The organism is Spongiibacter nanhainus, from assembly GCF_016132545.1.
Lineage (GTDB): Bacteria > Pseudomonadota > Gammaproteobacteria > Pseudomonadales > Spongiibacteraceae > Spongiibacter > Spongiibacter nanhainus.
Genome location: NZ_CP066167.1, coordinates 163,625 through 183,605, shown reverse-complemented (window position 1 = coordinate 183,605; position 19,981 = coordinate 163,625). Strand labels below are relative to the sequence as shown.

Here is a 19,981-nt window from a genome sequence, read left to right as displayed (position 1 = left end):
AAGCGGATTTACTATTTAAGGCTGCCAGTTGTACTGCAACTGCAGGCCAATTGAGCGGGGCGGCGCGAAGAAGTCGAAATACTGAACGTCTACTCCTGCATCAACAATCAAAGTGCGATACACCTCGTTGGTAAGGTTCTTTCCCCACAGATTCAGCGAAACGTTACCCACTTCGTAACCGATATTAGCTTCCAGCAAAGTCAGCTCAGGTTCTTCGTGGCCCCGTTTTGGGTTGTTGTTATCCGGCTCCCAATAAAAACTGTCCTTCCAAGAGACTCTCAATCCGGCATTGAGTACGCCACTGGCCACATCGGTCGTATACACCACCCCTAGACTCGCCGTACTAGAAGGCGCTCGAGGCATCTGGTTACCGCTGCGCTGTGTGCTGGGGTCACCAGGTTCCTGGATATAGTCTTCGTAAACGGCATCCAGATAGGCAAAGGAAAACGTCAACATCCAGCGCGATGACAGCAGGCCCACAGCGTCGAGCTCTACACCATTGATGCGACTTTCCGCTGCGTTTTCACTCACCGACACTGGGATGAGGCCATCGGAGTTATAGGTCAGCACCTGCAGATCGCGATAATCCATTCGAAAAACAGCCAAATTGGCTCGCAGTCGTCGATCCAGCCATGTCGATTTCGCACCGACTTCATAGTTATCTACATACTCTGGCTCGATAATTTCACGGGCATTGTCTTCGGTCATCGCGATCCACTGAAACCCACCCGACTTGTAGCCGGTGGAGTAGGTGGCGTAGACCATCCCGTCTTCAAAGGCCTGCCAACTCACGCTCAGCAGGGTATCCGTAGACTCCCATTCGTCGTCTAAGTTGATGCTGTATTCTTCGAGAACACCCGTTAGCGCGATTTTTGGCAGCACAAAATTATTGACACTGGTCACATCGGCTTCTTTGCTATCAACACTATTTCTTAGGCCCAAAGTGACATCAATGTCGTCGCTGAGCTGCCAGCTGAATTGGCCAAAAATCGCCCGGCTTTCGACGCTGAACTTAGAATCGAAGTCTGCCACCAAGCGCTGACCTAGGTTTAAAGGCGCAATAAGGGAATCCTGACCTATTTCAAGTGCTTCTTTGCGACGCACATCTTCAGTGTTGTAGTAGGCGCCCAGTAACAGGTCCCATTTATCGCTGCTTATTTCCAGGCGAATTTCGTGGGATTGCTGGCGGGCTTTTTCAACATTGTCATTAACAGCGATATCGTAGCCGGTGCCGTCATAGTCGTTCTCAGAACCGAATTCAGCTTTTTCTCTGCCCCCTATCCATCGCAATGTTGCCAAGTCATTAGTCCATTTAATGGAACCGTAGTAAGTTGTTACCGCCACCCTAGAGAACTGGTCGGGATTATTGGAAACGGACACTCTTGGATCATTTACGATCGGTCGGTTCGGCAATAGGGGGTTGATCAGAAATGGACGCCTTGTCGAATCACCACCGTCGTTGGCTTTAAACACATCACCGGTACTGTCAATATCACTTTTATTGGCTGACAGGGTTAGCTCAAGAGAATCCGTCGGCAGCCATTGCACTTTAATTTTGCCGCTTTCGCTATCTTCGTCACCGCCCCTCACATCACGACGGAGATTACCGCCAGGAGGCTCTTCATCCAGCACATCCTGGTAGCCGTCGCTCTCTCGCGCCGCAATGATTGCGGCAACCGCAAGCTTGTCGTCGACAATAGGGCCGCTGATATAGAGCGACTGACTGTGGAATGTATCGCTGCTATCTTCATAAAATCCTGGCTCATAACGAAGTTGGCCTTGCCACTGGGTCAGCTCCGGCGTTTTAGTGGTAAGGGATATAGCCCCACCGATGGTATTTTTTCCGTAAAGCGTGCCCTGTGGTCCTTTGAGTACTTCTACACGCTCGATCATCAACAGATCGGTATTCGTGGTGTAGGTACGTCCCCGGTACAGCCCATCGACAAATGTGCCCACCGACTGATCGACCCCTGAGTCAAAGCGACGGGTGCCGATGCCCCGTATATAAGTGAAGGTTGCCAACGGACCTAGACTCTGCATTTCCATATTGGGGGTCGAGTTGGCGACACTGGCCACATCGCTGTAACCCGCTGCATCCAGTGAATCAGCGGAATATGCAGTGACGGATAAAGGCACATCCTGCAAGGACTCCTCCCGCTTTCGAGCCGTAACCACGACCTCTTCAAGCATTGCTTTGCCTTGCGCGTACACATTGACGGGGGACAAGAGCATCTCGCCCATTAATGCCGCCGCGCACACTACCCTGACCGATACTGAATTTGCCATAACTTATACATGTGTATTATTTATTGTTTGGAAACCCTACACCGATATACATCTCACTGCAATGTTTTTATAAAAAATAGTCGGTTTAATCGATTTAATCCGGGTTGTAGACCCAGTCATGAGCAAACACATCCCTATACCCGGTGTCTTTTACACGTTATAATTTTATGAGACAGGTGACTTATATAATACAGCTATGCCACAAGAAGCACGCTCAACGACAAGAGAACGCAAACAACGCAAGGACTCGGTAGAAACCAGAAAACGGATTTTGGCCGCCGCCGTTAAGCAACTTGGAATGTATGGCGTTGCCGGCCTGTCGCTGCGAAAGGTCATGAAAGAGGCCGGCGCCAATCACGCAGCGGGGAACTACTATTTTGGCAGTAAAGAAGGCCTGCTAACAGCAATCACCGATGAGTACCTAACGCAAAAGCTGGAGGGCATGGAAGCCTTACTGGACGCCGCCGCAGCGCTCCCCCCTGGCGTTCAGCGGGTGCGCAAACTCGTCGAGGCCTATATCAGGCCCCACCTCGAACTGGTTATTGGCCGCCGGGAACACGACTACGCTTTTATCGCCCTCCAGTTAATGACCGCTGGCAATACTGCCAATCTAAGCGCCAGTGAATCTCTTATTATGACTCACCGATATCGATTTCGGGATGCTCTTCGGGATTGCTCGCCCAATACCGACAGCTCAACCCTGTCCCGCGCCATCGGGTACGTGATCAACACGATGATTCAGGCCCCGTTTGATCACTCCTGCCACCCGCTAACCCGGGTATTGCTGGACCAGGTGGATGTGGACGAGGTAGTGGAAGAAACCGTGGATTTCGCTTGTGGCGGCGTATTGAAGCTGCTCAAAATCGAGCCGTAGCCGGGACCGGGGGAAGCCACCACCGGCCAATGCCATCGCCTAGAATGACTAGCTGAACCTCAATTTCCCGCTGACAAGGGCGCCAAGGCTCTGACAGGCCTCAACTTTTATCTCCCGCAACAGCGTATATCCCCTGCTAGCTCACCCCTATTCCTATTCCCCCTCCCCTAAGCCCAGTAAGCCCACGAACATCAAGGGCTAGACATAATGAGTCATTCTAGTAAAATGACTCATTATTAGAACAAAAACTGCAATACTCATTATGCCGACATCCGCTACCGCCCAAGCCGTCAGCCGCCCACAGCGCGGCGCCGAAGGCCGTCGTCAACTACTGGCCCTGGCCCAGAAGCAATGGCTGGAGAACGCCCAGTTGGATTTGGGAGCCCTGGCCACGGAACTCGGTATCGGCCGGGCCACCGTGTTCCGCTGGGCCGGCTCCCGGGATGCGCTGCTGGGGGAGGTGATCTGGTCATTTCACGAGCCAGAATTGCAGGCGGCCCTGGCCGCAACGACGCTGCGCGGGCCGGCGCTGATGAGCCATATGTGTCGCTGCTCCATGCAATCGGTGCGTGATTTTGAACCCATGCGGCGCTGGACCGAAAAAGACCCGGAATACGCCCTGCGTATTCTCAGTAGCGAATCCAATGTGATCTTTCAGCGCGCCACGGCCTTTACCCAGGCACTGCTGGATAGAGAGCAGGGCGACGGCTTTTTGCAACCGGTGATGGATAGCGCCGAACTGGCCCGCCTGCTGGTGCGCATCGAGACCTCGTTCCTGTTCAGCGATCTGGCCTGCGGACAGGAACCCAGTATCGACAGCGCCTGTACCGCGATTCGGGTGCTCACCGAAGCACAACCCAAACCCATCAATAAGCAAACCGACAATAACAATAGCCACAGCGGGAGCCGCTAATGGATACCTTTCAATACGCTCTGCTCTTTGCCATCCCCAGCTTTTTACTGCTGATGGCCATCGAATTTAGCTGGGGCCTGATCAAGGGCCACAACACCTGGAACAACCAGGCCGATGCCATCTCCAGCATCAGCTCGGGGCTCACTTATGTGTGCCTGCAAGGCCTAAACATCGGCGTGCTGGTGATCAGCTACCAGTGGTTGGCAACCCTGGTGGAGCCGACGCCAATGGTTTATCAAGGGATTGGACTGTGGCTGCTGGTTTTTGTGTGGACCGACTTTAGCGGCTACTGGATTCACCGCTGGGCCCACGCCAACAGTTTTCTGTGGGCCATGCATATGATTCACCATTCCAGCGAGGAATTTAATCTGCCGGTAGCACTGCGCCAGAACGCCTTTAAATGGTTTAGCTACACTGGCGTGATGCTACTGCCGCTGCTGCTACTCGGTGTGCCGGTAGAGATCGTGGCCACCGTGGCACCGGTACATTTGTTTTTACAGTTTTGGTATCACACCCGCCATATCGGCAAGCTGGGCTGGCTGGAATACGTGCTGGTCACCCCTTCCCAGCACCGGGTTCACCACGCCATCAATCCCCGCTATATCGACAAAAACTTTGGTCAGATCTTTTGCTGGGATCGCCTGTTTGGCACCTTCCAGGAAGAGCTGGACAGCGACCCGCCGGCCTATGGCATCACCACCCCGGTACGCAGCTATAACCCAATGATGATAGAGCTTCGCTACATGGGACGCCTGTGCCGGGACGCCCTCTACACCCGAGGTTGGACCAACAAATTGCGGGTATTTCTGTCCCGCACGGGTTGGCGGCCGGATGACAGCGCCCAGCGCTGGCCCACCGAGAAGTACGACTACCGTGACGACAGCCAAAAATACGCGCCCTACAACCCGCCCTGGCGGATCGCCTGGGGGTGGGTGCAGCTGCTGCTGGTGGTGGCCCTCACTGCCTACCTGATCATCTTTATGGAGCGGACTCCCGAACCTGCACAGCTGGGCATCTTTGCGCTGATTTTGTTGACCATTGCCGCCAACACCGAACAGTTGATGAACCATTCCACCCTGTGGATAGACGCTCTGCGCGCCGGCATTGTGGCAACCCTGTTTGCCATGTATCCACAAGTGTTTGGCTTTGTGAGCCCCTCGACAATCGGCTTACTGTTAACGCTGGCAATTGTGGCAATCTCGCTTGTCGGCACTCTCGCGCCCGCAGCCAAAGGCAGCAGCGCCAATACCGCTCATGGCTAGACAACAGCCTTTGGTCGATGGGGCGGGCCGGATCCAGTTTGGCCCCAAGCCCAACGGGGTTAGCGAGGTGAACTTTCGCGACTTCCCCCTGCAAACGGCAATGGATCGCAGGCTGCCGCGCTGGCGGCGCTACTGGGCCTTTAATCAATTTCAATTTGTCGCCCTTAGCCACAGCGACTTACTGGTGGGAGTGGCCATCGCCGACCTGAAACTGGTGAGTAACGCCTTTGTATATCTGTTTCAACCCAGCACCGGCGCCTTTGAAGAATTCAGTTTTCTGCAACCTTTGGCCCGCCACACAGGTATATCTACGAACCCGGAGGCCGGCGTCAGCACATTTAGCCGTGGCAGTAATCGAGTAGAAATGCACAGCAGTCAGGGCCAACGGCAGCTGATCGTAACCATAGCCGACGGGCCGACTATCCAGGCCCGCTTTGACGACCGCCACTGCCAGGCGCCACTGGGTTTGTGTACCCGCAGTGGCTATCAAGGCTGGACCTACACCCACAAAAATGCCGCCCTACCTGTTGCCGAAGGCACTATCCACTGGCGGGGCAAGAATTACTCCCTCTCGCCTCAGCAGACACTGGCCAGCATCGATTGGAGCGGCGGCTACATGCGGCGGGAAACCGCCTGGAATTGGGCCAGCCTCAGTACACGGCTCGAGGACGGCCGACGGCTTGGGCTGAATCTGGCTGCCGGGGTTAACGAGACCGGCTATAGCGAGAACAGCGCCTGGCTGGATGGCCGCCGTACCGATATCGACCTGGTGGATTTTCAGTTTGATCGCCAAGATCACACCGCGCCCTGGCGTGTCCGCAGCCGGGATGGCGCCATCGATCTGGATTTTGTGCCGGCTGGTAAACGTCAGGAAAAAATCAACGCCGGACTGATTGCCTCCAACTTCCGGCAGTTCTTTGGCCGCTTCAGCGGTACCTTAACGCTGCAGGGGGAGGTTCTGTCCCTTAGCGACCACTGGGGGCTGACGGAGGATCATTACGCACGCTGGTAATGACGCACTCAGCAGATAATAGACTGACCGCAATGGTCATCGTGCCGGTACCTCTCGGCCAATTCGCCAGGCCTTGTAAGTTGCTAGCCTTATCACTGCACTGCCTTAGATAGATATAAAACCAAAAACAACAATAGTGAGTTTGTTATGAAGCACCGATCACGCACCCGCACCACCCAGGGCATCAGTCTGCTGTGTTGTCTGATCAGTGCGCTGCCAGCCGCCGCAGCGCCTATGCTGGAGGAGGTCGTGGTCACGGCCCAGCGCCGCGCCCAAAGCACCCAGGATGTCCCCGTCGCTATTACCGGCCTCAGCGGCGACCAGGTGGATAAGTTCGGTCTTAACAACGCCAGCGATGTATCGGCACAAGTGCCCAACATGCAGGTCAGCAGCCCCTATGGGGATATCCAACCGATATTCTCCATTCGCGGTGTATCGATGTCGGACTACAGCTCCAACCAGGCCAGCCCGATTGGGGTGTATGTCGACGAGGCCTACCTGGCACCAGTGTACAGCCACGGCGCCAACTTCTTTGATGTGGAGCGGCTAGAGGTCCTTCGCGGCCCTCAGGGCACGCTATATGGCAAAAACACCACTGGCGGTGCCATCAATATCATCACCCGGCAACCGGAATTTCAGGGCGATAACAGCAACCTTAAGCTGGGCATTGGCAGCTACGGTGCAACGGTATTGGAGGGCGCGGCAGAACGGGAGCTGATTCGCGACAGCCTCGCGGTCCGTATTTCCGGCAGCCTAAAGCGCGACGACGGCTATGTGGATATCAAGGGCCAGAAAACCAACGGCGCGCAAACCGACTTTCAAGGCGGCCGCTTTGCCCTGCGCTGGCAGCCCGACGACCGCTGGGATATGACCCTGCGCTACACATCATCCGGCAATGACGCCCTATCCAGCGTGGCCCGCAACGAGGCCCGCACCGACCTGCGCGGCACGGGGCTGGAAGGAGACTCCAACGGCTTTATCGACTACGACGGCTACTCCAGAGGTGCTCGCAATCTGGACTTCCACGAAACCGAGGCCAACAACGTCGGCGCACTGATCACCAACACCGATCTGGCAACCTTTACCGCCCAGTACAGCGCCGACAATTTTACCCTGACCTCGGTCAGCGCCTACTACGATGCCGACTACGATCAGGACGTCGACACCGACGCCAGCCCCAACAGTATGCTGGAAATTCACTGGCGCTCCGACACCGTCGGCTACAGCCAGGACCTGCGTATCGCCAGTAACTTTAGCGGTATGTTCAATATCATCGCCGGCGTGTACTACGGTGTTGAGAACCTGGCCATGCACAATCAGTACACGGTGTTTGAAGACAACCCCGACATCCGCGTCGGCTTTGCCAAGCCCGACACCGTGCCGATTTATCCCTACCTGCTGGATTACGGCATACTCGATCAGCGCTTAAAGACCGAGAAAGACAGCGCCGCGATTTACAGTCAGATGCGCCTGGATTTCAGTGCCCGACTGGGCATGGATATCGGTCTGCGCTACACCCGGGACGACGCCACGCTTAGCTACCTGAATATCTCCCGACTCAGTTACGACGGTGATCCGCGCGGCAGCTATGTGCCCGGTAACAACACCGGCGTGGACGACGCCTATATCACTCTGCCGCTGTCCCCCAACTCCCTACTGGAATTGTTAGAGAATCCTCAGGAGTTGCTTAATCTCGCCAACGCCGGCTACACCCACGGCCCCTATACACGGGACTCCGCTCCTGAGCTCAATGCCAGCGAGGGAGAATGGACCGGCAAAGTCGGCATCGACTACCGCCTTAGCGAAGAGTGGATGCTCTATGCCAGCTACAGCCGCGGCTACCGCGCTGGCAGCTACAATGGCGGCGTGTACTACGAAGTTCGCCCTCTGGACACCGCCTACGCCTCTCCCGAATATATCGACGCATGGGAAACCGGCTTTAAAGCGGATTTGTTTGATCGACGAATGCGCTTAAACGCCGCGGCGTTTTTCTACGATTACACGGACCAGCAATTTATCAACGTAGTGGGTTTTTCCAACTTTCTGGAGAATGCTGGCGGCTCACAGATTGCCGGGCTCGAAGCGGAGCTTTGGGCAAGAGTCACGGAGCGCCTAACACTGCAAGTTGGCTTGGGTTATTTGGAAACAGAATACACCGAGCTGGATTTGGCCAACACTGAAACTATCGCCGATCGGGATGACCGGGTCGATCTGTCCGGTAACGAGCTTATTTCAGCGCCAAAGCTCAATACCAGTGTCTCAGTCGACTACGACTTGTTACTGACCGACCGCGGCTTTCTTACCCTCAACCTCAACGCCAACTTCCAGGACGATCAGTGGTTCAGTGCCTATAACGACGACAACGGCTACGGCGAAATTCGCCAGGACGCCTACTGGCTCTACAACGGTCGTCTGAGCTGGTTTGCCAACGATGAGAGTTACAGCATCGCACTGTGGGTCAAAAATATCCTGGACGAGGAATACGACGTCTACGGCATCAACCTGCAAGCCGGCTTCGGTCACGACAACTACATGGGGGGTAAACCCCGCACCTGGGGCGCAGAGCTAACGCTGCGTTTCTAGTGAACCTCTGCACAACAGCCCGACATATAAGGCGTCGTCCTCAGCGAGGGTCGGCGCCTTTCCTTTCATTTCCTTTTATTTCATTGCATCACCTCACTCGCCCGCTTGGTGACGGCGCTGTTCGCGACGGTGAAAAATCCACAGGGATACTCCTACCTGAAGGCAATAGCGTCTAAACTACAAAACACCATGGCTACGATTATCTCAGAATCGTGGCCTTAAGAGCCGGCGAGCATAATAATGATGAACAAAAGCCCTACGCTACAAAGTAATACCTCCGCCTATTACACCCTGGTCATTCTGACTCTAGTCTATAGCTTTAATTTTATAGATCGGCAGTTATTGGCCATATTGCAGGAGTCGATCAAGGCCGACCTGGGCCTAAAAGACGCGCATCTGGGTTTGCTTACCGGTTTTGCCTTCGCCGCCTTTTACGTGACGGCAGGCATCCCCATCGCTCGCTGGGCTGACTGGTCAAATCGTCGGAATATCGTCGCCTTGGCGGTATTTACCTGGAGCTTTATGACCAGCATCAGTGGTTTGGCCCAGAATTATATACAGTTGTTATTGGCCCGCATTGGCGTGGGGGTTGGAGAAGCAGGTGGCAGCCCGCCTTCCCACTCAATTATTTCTGACTACTTCCCACCACAAAAGCGGGCCACCGCGATGGGCTTTTACTCCACTGGCGTCAATATCGGCATTCTTTTTGGCTTTCTGTTAGGGGGCTGGTTGAACGAATTTTTTGGCTGGCGACTCGCCTTTATTGTGGTGGGCATACCCGGAATTTTACTGGCCGTTGTCGTTCGCTTTACGGTTGCAGAGCCGCCCCGACAGCGTACCCCTGCCGACAAAACCAAAGGCGAGCCACTGCGCACAGTATTAGCCGTACTGTGGAGTCGCAAGTCATTTCGCTTTATGGCGGCGGCAGCGGCGCTGAACGCCTTTGCCGGCTACGCCATCGCTAACTGGACTGCGTCCTTTATGATTCGCAGCCACGGCATGGAAACCGGGGAATTGGGCACCTGGCTGGCACTGATTCTCGGCGTAGCCGGTGCTATTGGCGTGCTCAGCGGTGGCTATCTCTCGGACCGTTTTGGTAAAACAGACGCTCGTTGGTACGTCTGGCTTCCTTTAATCTTTCTGCTTATCAGTGCACCGCTTTCGGGCCTGGCCTTCTCAGTAGACAGTCCGTATCTAGCCTTGAGCCTGTTGATTTTGCCAGGCACTTTTCTGAACGCCTATTTAGGAAATGTGATCGCCGTCACCCATGGACTGGTTGGTCAGAATATGCGGGCTACCGCTTCGGCGATCCTGTTCTTTATTCTTAATATCATTGGTCTCGGTCTCGGCCCCTGGAGTGTCGGCCTCTTGAGCGATTTCCTTTATCCTACCCTTGGCGACGCCTCATTGGGCGTTGCGCTGACATCTATCGTTCCAAGCGCGATGTTGGTGGCTGCATTCGGTTTTTATTATGCATCTCATTACCTAAAAATGGACCTTCAGCTCGCAGAGACATCGTCGCTCTGAATTGCGCCGGAGCCATCGGCAACATCTCTTTGCGCAAAATGATAGTTAGAGTATGCGTAAAATGATAGCTACCGATTGCTCCCTACAATCTGATCTTCTAGCCTGCGGCACTACTTTCGTTTAACGCAGGATAACAACATGAAAGTCAAAAATGCCTTAGCAGTAATAGCACTAACACTTCTACCAAGTCTGACACAGGCCCAAATGCTGGAGTCGGTCACTGCATTGATCCCCCGCGATCTGGTCAATACCTTGGCCGGAGCTGCCCTGTCGCAACTCCCCACTGCCGGCAATATACTGGCCTTGGCCAGCCCTCTCACAGACCCCTTACTGGGTAACGCCGCAGTGGCGAACACCCTGACCACGACCCTGTTCAGCACCGACGCCCTCGGCGGCTTCAATCTGGCCGAAAACCAAGGCCTCATCCTCTTGCAGCAGCCGTTGGTGATGGTGATTGATCAACTCGATGCCAGCTTTATCGGCGCATTGCTGGACGGCAATGGCGCGCCTGCGATGCCCTTTTAACAGAACGATTAACTCGGCAAGCTTTTGGCCGAATTAATAAGCGGCACATGGGCAGGTTTTTGCTCCTGCGAAACCTGCGTTCCCTACATCCATGTAGGTTATGTGCCGCTGCGGGCTGCGAGCCTGGGCGACAATCAAATAGTATTGGATTCAGCTATTTGATTATCAGGTTAATAAGAATCAAGCGCTCGGGCCTGCATGCGATGCTTATTGGGCGAGAAGCCGTAATAGCGGGTATAGGCCCGAATAAAGCTATTCGGCTCGGTATAGCAAAGCATATAGGCTATTTTCTGTACTGGCAGTGTCGTAGACAGCAGATACTCGTTGGCGAGGCGCATTCGCAAATTCAGTGATATTTCACGAAAATGAGTGCTTTCGCCCTCTAACCTGCTACGCAATTGCCGGGTTGTCATGTTCAGGTACTTAGCGGTATGCGAAAAAGAGTACTTACAGACATTGGGCGCTTCTATTAGCGCCTGCTCGACACGGTATTTATAGGTCGACTTGCTGCCCAGGTTTTTCAATATATGGCTGCTCTGAAGAGAGCACTCTCTATAGTCATCCAAACTCGCGGCGGGCAAGCGAGTCTCTAACGTACTGCGATTAACAACTATTTCGCTGACGCTCTGATCGTAAAAAATAGCCTTGCCATAAAACTTTTTAGCTTCGGCAACCGGAGATTCACCCTCGGCAAAACCAAAATTGACTCGCACAGGGCTCTTCACCATCCCCGAGGGAAACATCCCCATAATGCAGCGCCAGGCCAAACTCATTGAGAACTCGATAAAACTCTCGAAGTGCTGCCCCTCTTCAAACTTACCCTGAAAGCGTATCGAAGCGTGCTCGTCGTCAACGTGGGCCACGGAAATTTCCACCGGATAACCAAATTGATCCAAGGCATGAGAAGCCACGGTCACAAACTCATATAAGTTTGTGGTGGTCATCATAGCGTAGCCCATCATCCCCAAGTCGGTAAGCTGAGCGCGCTGGGAAACTTTATAAATTATCGTGTTCGAGTGTTTGCGGGTGATATAACGCAACAGATCAGTGAAGTCTTGCATGGGTGTAGGGGATTCATTGCGCCACCAGGCCACGCTTTTTAAATTACACTCCAAGGCGCAGCTACCGGGATTGATTTCCGGGTAGTCGGTGACCAACACGTTATACAGGTGGCCGAGAAGCCTGTTACCGGTATGCGTTTCTTTTAGTAACTCCACCTATACGCTCCAGTTATTCATTGCCATTTAATGTAAAAGAAACCCACTTCTGCTCTGGTATGCATGCGCAAAATGATAGCTCACTAAGTCGTAAAATGATAGCTATAAATTGCCCAGACGAGGGGCCGGCCAATATAGTCCTCACTTAACAACTCTGCGTGAGTTATCCGTTAACTATTTTAATAAGCGGTATTATCGATGCTTAGCAGACATATAGATCTCAGTAATATTGGCCCTGAAAAAGAGCGCGAACTTAAACGCTTGATTGCGATTGAGTCGATTTCCTGGCCAACCGTAATTTTGGCAGGTGTTTTACTAACCATAGCCACAATCGTCTACGCCTCCGGCTTTGCGGGCGCACTACCGCTATGGTTAGGCTGCCTTATTAATGCCATAGTCGGCTACTATTCGTTTAGCGTTATTCACGATGCCATTCATCGCTCTGCGGCGAAAGACAACAAACTGAATGATGCTATCGGCTATATGGGACTGTTGCCACTGATCCCCTACGTACACCTGGGGTTATTCCGCTGGGCTCATATTCTTCACCACCGCTTTGCCAACGAAGACAGCGATCCGGATAGCTTCTTTCATGGCCCCAGCTGGAGTCTGCCTTTCCGTTGGGCCTTTATCGACGTTCACTATTTGTTTTTTACTCTACAGAACCAGACCAAAGTCTCCAGAAAATATTTCCACGCCACCCTCCGCCGTTTAGCCGTGTTTCTTGTCTTTCTGGGCATATTGGCTGCCAGCGGATATGGCGCGGAGGTCGTTTTGCTGTGGCTGATTCCCAGCAGGATTATGTTTCTGTTGATGGGTTTTTCTTTCTTTTGGCTGCCACACGTCCCACACGAGGTAACGCAAAAAGAAAACTTTACCCGGGCCACAACCATCAGAAAAGGCTGGGAGGGCTTGCTGAATATTGCCTTGCAATATCAGAACTATCACCTCATCCATCACCTTTTTCCGATGACGCCATTCTATAACAACTACAAAGTTTACAAGCTCATTGAGGGCGACCTAGATCGCTACGAGCTGGCTATTCAGAAAAATATGCACATCAACCCAGATATTAAAACCGGGGAGATTGTTCAGGCATAAATACAATTCGCGGGAACAACACTATGTATAAGAAATACCAATGCCGATTTTGTTCGCACGTCTATGATGAGGCGCTTGGCGACCCTGAGACGGGTATTCCACCCGGCACAAAATTCGAGGACTTGCCAGACGATTGGGAATGCCCTGAGTGCGGTGCCGAAAAATCGGACTACGACCTAATAATAAACGAATAGAAAACACTGGAGATACAACAATGACATTATCCAAACGCGCCTATTTAGGTGCCCTGGTCGCTATGTTATCGGCACCGGCATTCGCTCAGAGCACGGCAAATAACGATCAATCAGATGGCAGTCAGCAGCGATCCTCGAACCGCCTGCTCGAGGAAGTGGTGGTCACGGCCCGCAAACGGACTGAGAGTGTTCAAGACGTACCGATTTCAATCGCAGCGTTCTCCGCAGAGAAACTTGATGCCATAGGCATTGAGACAGCTCAGCAATTAGACAAAATCACGCCAGGGCTGGTATTCGGCAGCACAATTGGCTTCAACACGGTATCTCTTAGGGGCGTAGGGTCCGACGCCTATCTACCGTCGGCCGATCCCAGTGTTCCTATTTATGTCGATGATATTAACTCGCTGCCTTCACAAGGTTCTATCGATGCATTGGTCAACGTCGAACGCGTTGAGGTACTGAAAGGCCCGCAGGGAACGCTATTTGGCCGTAACGCGTTGGGCGGCGCAATTCGAATAGTCACGCCGGACCCTCGGGACGACGTATTTGAAGGCCAGCTTAAAGCTGACTACGGTCGTTACGACCTAGTTGGCGCCGACAGCTCCGGTGGCAGTGCCTTCCTTAATATTCCCATTGCAGAGGGCTTAGCGGCGACACTGTCCGGACTTTACCGGGATGAAGAGCCTATCTATACCAACGAATTAGGCGAGCCAGTTGAGCCCAATAAAATCGAAGCCTTTCGGGGTAAAGTGAAGTGGTACGTTACTGACACTCTCGACATTACCTTGAGCGGCGCCTATGAGGAAGCGGCCAACGCCGGCGGTTTGAGCGCAGAAGGCACACAGCCCAGTACCGCCTGCGCAATATGTACGCCCGACCCGAAGTTTGATTATCGTACCCAACACAATGTCCCCGCTGCATTGCGGACCCGGCGGACCATGTTGTCTGGTTATGTAAACTGGGACCTCCCCACCTTCACAGCAAAGTTGATTTTGTCTGACCAAAACCTGGACGTCCCCTATGGCTGGGGTGACCTGGACTACACCTCTGCACCGATTTTCGCGGGTAATGTGGGGGAACAGTATGCCGAGCAGCGCACGGCCGAATTCCGCATTGAGTCCAATGACAATAGCTTTATGAGCGACCGCTTAACGTGGGTTGTTGGCGCTTACTACCTCGAAGCGGCCGGCGGCTACGATCCACTCTATTTACGATTCACTACTGGAGCTACCGACTTCCTGGGGGTCTCTCCAATTGTTGAGTCGATTAGCAATCTGCTGTCCGGTGTCGTTCCCAATCTCAACAACGCCGATGTCACCGCCGTGTCTTACGGGGTATTGAATACCGAGTCCATCTCGGGCTTCGCCGAGGGCAATTACCATATCTTGGATCGCTTAAAACTGACCCTGGGTGTGCGCTACGATGAGGAGTCCCGGGATGTGTCCGGCTCTCGGGTAGATTTGAAAATAGCCGATGGCGACGACGAGGGCGACATTCCCTTTTCCTCGTTTGATGTGCCTGAAGCCAACACCAGCCGCACCAGCCCGCGGGTATCACTGCAGTGGGAGTTCGACAACGCTCAAGTATACGGCTCTTACTCTGTAGGCTATCTCAGCCCAACCTACAACACCGTCAATATTCTCGAAGGTCCTAACTTTGTCGAGCAAGAAGAGAATAATGCCTATGAACTCGGCTTCAAAGGTTCCTGGTTGGACGGGCAGCTGCAGCTTGAGGGCGCACTGTTCTACACCGAGCGAACCAACATCATCACTGCCTATACGTCGATACTCTCCGGCGGCGCGGTAACCTTCTTTAATGCTGGTGACGGCGAAATTAAAGGCGTCGAACTCAGCATGCAGCTCCAACCCATGCCGACATTGAACCCCGGGCTGGCGCTCATCGCGTCAGGCAGCTATCTGGATGGTGAGTATACCGATTACAAGGATGGCCGCGGTTACGATGAAGATTCAGGCCTGACCTTCGGGCCCGGCGCCTTAAACCTTCTCGAGGCCCGTGACTTTACCGGTAACACCTTGACCAATACCCCGGAATTCACTGGCTCTATCAGTCTGCTTCAGGCGATTTCACTGGGTCGCCTTGGCGAGATCGAGCTGGGTATCGATACTTACTATAACTCCGGCTACTTCTTCTCAGCACAAAATACGTCTCTGCTGGAGCAAGAGCAGTATCAAACCTACGACGCCCGGATCAGCTACTTCTACAACCCCTGGGGACTTCAGCTCACCTTGTTTGGCGAAAACCTGACCGACGAGCGCTACTTTGCCAGCGCCGTTCACCTGGATTTCGGCCCCGGTCGCTCACTGGCACCGCCTAAGCAATTGGGTGTTCGCGCAAAGTGGACCTTCTAAAGCCACCGGAAAAATCGCAAAGGTGTCTCATGTATCAGAACGTATCTGACTACATTTTTTATCAGGCAATGCAGCGCCCCGAGGCGCTGCTGGCTGAAGACGATAAGGGCCAGCTAAGTTATCGGGGCGCGGTTGAGCGGATAGACGAATTCTGCCGCCGGCTATACAAGCAGGGTTTGCGACCGGGGGACCGGGTGGGCTTTGTCGCCGGAAACGCCGCCGACCTGATCCTGCTGATCATTGCTTGCGGCCGCATCGGTCTGGTCAGTGTTCCCATAAATTATCGTCTTACCGCCCCGGAAGTCGGCTACATTGTCGACGATGCGCAGTGCAAACTGCTATTCCACGACGCCGAGTACGGTCCGCTGCTTGAGGGCTGCAAACTGGCAAAAGAGCAGCGGGTTTGCTTCTCTGATTACCCGACATCCACAGCCTTTGACCTGTGGATGGCGCAGGCTGTCGACGATAGCCCTATCGAGGTACGCGGGGGTGGCGGCGATATCTTTCTGCAGCTCTACACCAGCGGCACCACCGGCCGACCCAAGGGTGCCCAGCTCACTCATCAGGGTTTTATCAATAATAATTTTCAAGTCAGCCTCGCCCACGGGTGCACGTCCCGAGCCGGCGACCGCTTACTGATGGTGGCACCTAATTTTCACGCGGTGGGCTTATCCGGCGCGCTGTGGTCACTGTTTTATGGCGCCGGGCTAATCATCCACCGGGAGTTCCATCCCGCCTCGGTATGCGCAGCAATAGCTCAGCACAACATATCGGCACTGATTGTTGTGCCGGTGATGTTAAAGATGATCCTTGAGCACCCGGACTCAGAGACCACCTCCTTCGATTCGCTAGCGCTGGTATTGTACGGCGGATCTCCCATGGCCCCCTCTCTGCTGGAAGCCTGTGCCAAGCGACTCGGCTGTAAATTTGCTCAGGGCTACGGCCAGACCGAAGCGACCACCGGCATCACCGTGTTGTCTCCGGAGTCCCATCAACAAGCCCTAGAAGGCAACACCGATTTGCTGTCCTCCTGTGGCAAAAGCGTAGCCGCTACCGAGATCAAAATTGTCGACGCTGACGGCAACACGCTCTCTCCCGGCGAAATCGGCGAAGTCAGGGTCAAAGGGCCACAGGTGATGGCGGGTTACTGCAACCTGCCCGATGCGACCAGAGACACTGTCGTCGATGGCTGGTTGTGCACCGGGGACGTCGGCTACCAGGACGACAACGGCTACCTTTTTCTTAAAGACCGACTAAAGGATGTGGTGATCTCCGGTGGCGAGAATATCTACCCTGCTGAAGTGGAAGCGGTATTGATGGCCCATCCCGGCGTTGTCGATGTGGCGGTTATCGGTATTGAAGACGACAAATGGGGCGAGGTGCCAAAGGCCTTTGTGGTATCCAGCGAGCCACCCAGTGAGGAAGAACTAAGCCGCTTTGCCAGAGAAAAGCTGGCTGGTTTTAAGGTCCCCAAGCACTACCAGTTTATTGACGTCCTGCCCCGCAATGCTTCTGGAAAGATACTTAAGCGCACTCTGAGAGAGTACTGAACACAATAACGATGGAGCACAAACCGTGAAGATCAATGCAGCCATTGCCGAAGCCCCGGACACGCCATTTCGAATCAGCGAGTGTGAGCTCGCCGCGCCGGGCGAAGGCGAATTGCTTCTCCGAGTAGAAGCTTGCGGTATCTGCCATACCGACATTGCCGCCAAACAACAGGCAATGCCAGTTTCTTTACCGGCGGTATTGGGTCACGAAGGCGTCGGGACAATTTTAGAGCTTGGCCCCGGCGTGACTGACTACGCGCCCGGCGACCGGGTTGTCGTCAGTTTCGGCTCCTGTGGGCAGTGTCGCAACTGTCAGAACGATGCGCCCGGCTATTGCGATTTCGGCATGGTGTACATGACTGGCAACAGACCCGACGGGCGCCAATCCCTTAGCTATCAGGGCGCGCCGGTAACAGGGCATTTCTTTGCCCAATCCTCCATGGCCAGCCACGCCGTGGTGTCCAGCCGCAACGCGGTTAAGCTTAGCGCTGACTTTCCCGCAGAAATAGCCGCGCCGCTGGCCTGCGGTGTACAGACTGGCGCCGGCACCGTTCTCATCGCTCTCAATGCCCAACCCGGTTCCAGTATTGCGATTGCCGGCTGCGGTACCGTGGGGCTGTCAGCAGTGATGGCCGCCAGGATCGCGGGCTGTGAAAGTATCGTTGCTATCGATGTCGTGGCAGAGCGCCTCGAGCTTGCCAAGGAACTCGGCGCCACCCGTACAGTGCTGTCCAAACCCGGGATGGCAGAGGAGTTGCTGGAGAGCGGCGGCGTGGACTATGCCTTTGATACCACCGGCATTCATAGCGTCGCCATTGAACTGTTTAATGCTCTAAAAGCCCGCGGCACTCTGGTCTGCGCGGGTATCGCTAAGCCTGGAGATACGCTCAACCTCGACATGAATGCGCTGATGGCCAGTGGCAAGCATGTTCGCGGTGTCATTGAAGGAGACGCCGTTCCGGGCCAGTTTATACCGGAGCTGATTGCTTACTACCACGCAGGCAAGTTACCAGTCGATAAAATTATTCGCACCTATCCCTTTGAGTTCATCAATCAAGCAATCGACGATACCCATAGCGGCAAAGTGGTTAAACCCGTGCTGATGATGTCGGCGGAACAGGGCGAGTAATATGCACCAGGGAATGGAGGACGTTTTCCGGCAGCAACAACAGGCCCATTTGGCCGACCCTTACCCCAGTTACCGCCAGCGACGCGACCGGATACGGCGCATGGTGGCCATGCTGCTGGATCATCGCCAACAGTTTAACGAGGCCCTTAATCACGACTTCTGCGGCCGCAGCGCGGATATGAATCTGACGGTGGAGTTTATACCCACCGTCACCCTGGCCAAATATATACTCAAGCACCTGCGTCAGTGGATGAAGGCAGAGCGCCGCAAGTCGACATTCCCCTTCAACATCACCGGCGGCAAATCCAGTATTCATTATCTACCCTTGGGGGTGGTGGGTAATATCTCTCCGTGGAATTTTCCGGTTAATCTTACCTTTGGCCCGGTATCCAGCATCTTCGCTGCTGGCAATCGCTGCATGATAAAGCCATCGGAGTTAAGCGAAGCCACCTCCGCCGTTATGGCCGAGCGAGTACCGGAATACTTTAATCCCGCCGAGTTGGCGGTGGTAACCGGTGGCGCCGACACTGCCGCGCAATTCTCCAGCCTGCCTTTTGATCATGTGCTGTTTACCGGCTCAACAGCGGTGGGGCGCAAGGTCATGATGTCGGCAGCCAATAACCTGGTGCCGGTGACTCTGGAGCTGGGTGGTAAATCGCCGGTGGTAATCTCCACCACAGCGGATATCAAAACCGCCGCCCGCCGAATCCTTTTTGGCAAAACCATGAATGCCGGGCAAATCTGTATCGCCCCCGACTACGTGTTGATTCCCGAGTCATTACAGCCGACCTTGATTGCCGAGATGCGCGCCGCACTTGCCGGCATGTACCCAAATATTGCCGACAACCCCGACTACACTCACATCATCAATCGCCGTCACTTTCAGCGACTTAGCGATTTACTCAGTGATGCTGAAGCCAAAGGCGCGGTGGTGCACGCCCTGAGTGAGGCGTCGGCAAACCCCGAATCGCGTTTTTTTCCTCCTTATGCGCTCACCGGCGCACCCCACCCAGCCAGAGTGCATGAGGAGGAAATTTTTGGCCCCTTGTTACCCATCGTCAGCTACAGCAGCTTTGACGAGGTAGGCCGTTACATTTACCAGGGTGAGCGGCCACTGGCGCTCTATTACTTTGGCAGTAGTCAAAGTGAAATAGCGCAATTGCGGGACAAGGTGATCTCGGGCGGCATGGTGGTGAACGACGTGCTGATGCACTACCTGCAGGAAGACCTGCCCTTTGGCGGTGTGGGCGCCAGTGGCATGGGCCGCTATCACGGTATCGAGGGGTTTAAAACCTTCAGTCACGCACGTTCGGTGTACCGGCAGTCACCCTTGGATATCAGCCGGATGATCCACCCGCCCTTTGCCCGGCAGCGCCGGCTCATGGAAAAACAACTGACGCACATCCGTCGCTAGCCTCTTTCCACACTTCAGCTATTGG

General features: G+C 54.3%; 15 protein-coding genes. 13 read left to right on the top strand and 2 right to left on the bottom strand.

What is annotated here, in order from left to right; all coding sequences use genetic code 11:
- Positions 1–15: 15 nt before the first annotated feature.
- Positions 16–2,286 (bottom strand): TonB-dependent receptor, encoded by a 2,271-nt coding sequence (locus tag I6N98_RS00885; protein ID WP_198569955.1) that lies wholly within the window; start codon positions 2,284–2,286, stop codon positions 16–18.
- A 196-nt stretch (positions 2,287–2,482) separates the two neighbouring features.
- Here I6N98_RS00885 and I6N98_RS00880 point away from each other — a divergent pair, with 196 nt between their 5' ends.
- The 7 genes from I6N98_RS00880 (at position 2,483) to I6N98_RS00850 (ending at position 10,982) form a co-directional block, all read left to right on the top strand.
- A complete protein-coding gene (locus I6N98_RS00880) occupies positions 2,483–3,160 on the top strand; it encodes a TetR/AcrR family transcriptional regulator (RefSeq protein ID WP_198569954.1) in 678 nt (225 codons plus the stop codon).
- Positions 3,161–3,422: 262 nt separating this feature from the next.
- A complete protein-coding gene (locus I6N98_RS00875) occupies positions 3,423–4,073 on the top strand; it encodes a QsdR family transcriptional regulator (RefSeq protein ID WP_198569953.1) in 651 nt (216 codons plus the stop codon).
- Positions 4,073–5,335, top strand: a complete 1,263-nt coding sequence (locus I6N98_RS00870) for a sterol desaturase family protein (protein ID WP_198569952.1) — start codon at positions 4,073–4,075, stop codon at positions 5,333–5,335. The genes I6N98_RS00875 and I6N98_RS00870 overlap by 1 nt, the downstream gene beginning before the upstream one ends.
- On the top strand, positions 5,328–6,347 hold the full coding sequence (locus I6N98_RS00865; protein WP_198569951.1) for a DUF2804 domain-containing protein: 1,020 nt from the start codon (positions 5,328–5,330) through the stop codon (positions 6,345–6,347). Before I6N98_RS00870 ends, I6N98_RS00865 begins: the two co-directional genes overlap by 8 nt.
- Before the next feature lie 147 nt (positions 6,348–6,494).
- Positions 6,495–8,930 (top strand): TonB-dependent receptor, encoded by a 2,436-nt coding sequence (locus I6N98_RS00860; protein WP_198569950.1) that lies wholly within the window; start codon positions 6,495–6,497, stop codon positions 8,928–8,930.
- 240 nt (positions 8,931–9,170) lie between these two features.
- Entirely contained in the window at positions 9,171–10,457 is a 1,287-nt protein-coding gene (locus tag I6N98_RS00855) for a spinster family MFS transporter (RefSeq protein WP_198569949.1), read from the top strand.
- Between the two features lie 138 nt (positions 10,458–10,595).
- A complete protein-coding gene (locus I6N98_RS00850; RefSeq protein WP_198569948.1) occupies positions 10,596–10,982 on the top strand; it encodes a hypothetical protein in 387 nt (128 codons plus the stop codon).
- Between the two features lie 170 nt (positions 10,983–11,152).
- Here the strand turns inward: I6N98_RS00850 and I6N98_RS00845 are convergent, their stop codons facing one another.
- Entirely contained in the window at positions 11,153–12,199 is a 1,047-nt protein-coding gene (locus I6N98_RS00845; RefSeq protein WP_198569947.1) for a helix-turn-helix domain-containing protein, read from the bottom strand.
- A 198-nt stretch (positions 12,200–12,397) separates the two neighbouring features.
- On the opposite strand from I6N98_RS00845, the gene I6N98_RS00840 reads away from it, so the two are divergent.
- The 6 genes from I6N98_RS00840 to I6N98_RS00815 are packed head-to-tail and all read left to right on the top strand — an operon-like array spanning position 12,398 to position 19,956.
- Positions 12,398–13,300, top strand: a complete 903-nt coding sequence (locus I6N98_RS00840; RefSeq protein ID WP_198569946.1) for a fatty acid desaturase family protein — start codon at positions 12,398–12,400, stop codon at positions 13,298–13,300.
- Positions 13,301–13,323: 23 nt separating this feature from the next.
- Entirely contained in the window at positions 13,324–13,494 is a 171-nt protein-coding gene (locus tag I6N98_RS00835) for a rubredoxin (RefSeq protein ID WP_198569945.1), read from the top strand.
- A gap of 20 nt (positions 13,495–13,514) precedes the next feature.
- Entirely contained in the window at positions 13,515–15,863 is a 2,349-nt protein-coding gene (locus tag I6N98_RS00830; RefSeq protein ID WP_198569944.1) for a TonB-dependent receptor, read from the top strand.
- Positions 15,864–15,892: 29 nt separating this feature from the next.
- Positions 15,893–17,413, top strand: coding sequence for a class I adenylate-forming enzyme family protein (locus I6N98_RS00825; RefSeq protein WP_198569943.1), 1,521 nt, complete (start codon positions 15,893–15,895; stop codon positions 17,411–17,413).
- 25 nt (positions 17,414–17,438) lie between these two features.
- The gene (locus I6N98_RS00820) at positions 17,439–18,542 is read left to right on the top strand and encodes an NAD(P)-dependent alcohol dehydrogenase (protein WP_198569942.1); all 1,104 of its coding nucleotides are present in this window, start codon (positions 17,439–17,441) and stop codon (positions 18,540–18,542) included.
- A 1-nt stretch (position 18,543) separates the two neighbouring features.
- Positions 18,544–19,956: a coniferyl aldehyde dehydrogenase gene (locus I6N98_RS00815; RefSeq protein WP_198569941.1), complete on the top strand. Its 1,413-nt coding sequence runs from the start codon at positions 18,544–18,546 to the stop codon at positions 19,954–19,956.
- Positions 19,957–19,981 lie beyond the last annotated feature (25 nt).

Bases quoted from the DNA above. Each gene is read 5' to 3' on its own strand.
- I6N98_RS00870 (WP_198569952.1), top strand. From the start codon at position 4,073: ATGGATACCTTTCAATACGCTCTGCTCTTTGCCATCCCCAGCTTTTTA.
- I6N98_RS00885 (WP_198569955.1), bottom strand. From the start codon at position 2,286: ATGGCAAATTCAGTATCGGTCAGGGTAGTGTGCGCGGCGGCATTAATG.
- I6N98_RS00875 (WP_198569953.1), top strand. From the start codon at position 3,423: ATGCCGACATCCGCTACCGCCCAAGCCGTCAGCCGCCCACAGCGCGGC.
- I6N98_RS00880 (WP_198569954.1), top strand. From the start codon at position 2,483: ATGCCACAAGAAGCACGCTCAACGACAAGAGAACGCAAACAACGCAAG.
- I6N98_RS00830 (WP_198569944.1), top strand. From the start codon at position 13,515: ATGACATTATCCAAACGCGCCTATTTAGGTGCCCTGGTCGCTATGTTA.
- I6N98_RS00855 (WP_198569949.1), top strand. From the start codon at position 9,171: ATGATGAACAAAAGCCCTACGCTACAAAGTAATACCTCCGCCTATTAC.
- I6N98_RS00840 (WP_198569946.1), top strand. From the start codon at position 12,398: ATGCTTAGCAGACATATAGATCTCAGTAATATTGGCCCTGAAAAAGAG.
- I6N98_RS00860 (WP_198569950.1), top strand. From the start codon at position 6,495: ATGAAGCACCGATCACGCACCCGCACCACCCAGGGCATCAGTCTGCTG.
- I6N98_RS00835 (WP_198569945.1), top strand. From the start codon at position 13,324: ATGTATAAGAAATACCAATGCCGATTTTGTTCGCACGTCTATGATGAG.
- I6N98_RS00850 (WP_198569948.1), top strand. From the start codon at position 10,596: ATGAAAGTCAAAAATGCCTTAGCAGTAATAGCACTAACACTTCTACCA.
- I6N98_RS00825 (WP_198569943.1), top strand. From the start codon at position 15,893: ATGTATCAGAACGTATCTGACTACATTTTTTATCAGGCAATGCAGCGC.
- I6N98_RS00865 (WP_198569951.1), top strand. From the start codon at position 5,328: ATGGCTAGACAACAGCCTTTGGTCGATGGGGCGGGCCGGATCCAGTTT.
- I6N98_RS00815 (WP_198569941.1), top strand. From the start codon at position 18,544: ATGCACCAGGGAATGGAGGACGTTTTCCGGCAGCAACAACAGGCCCAT.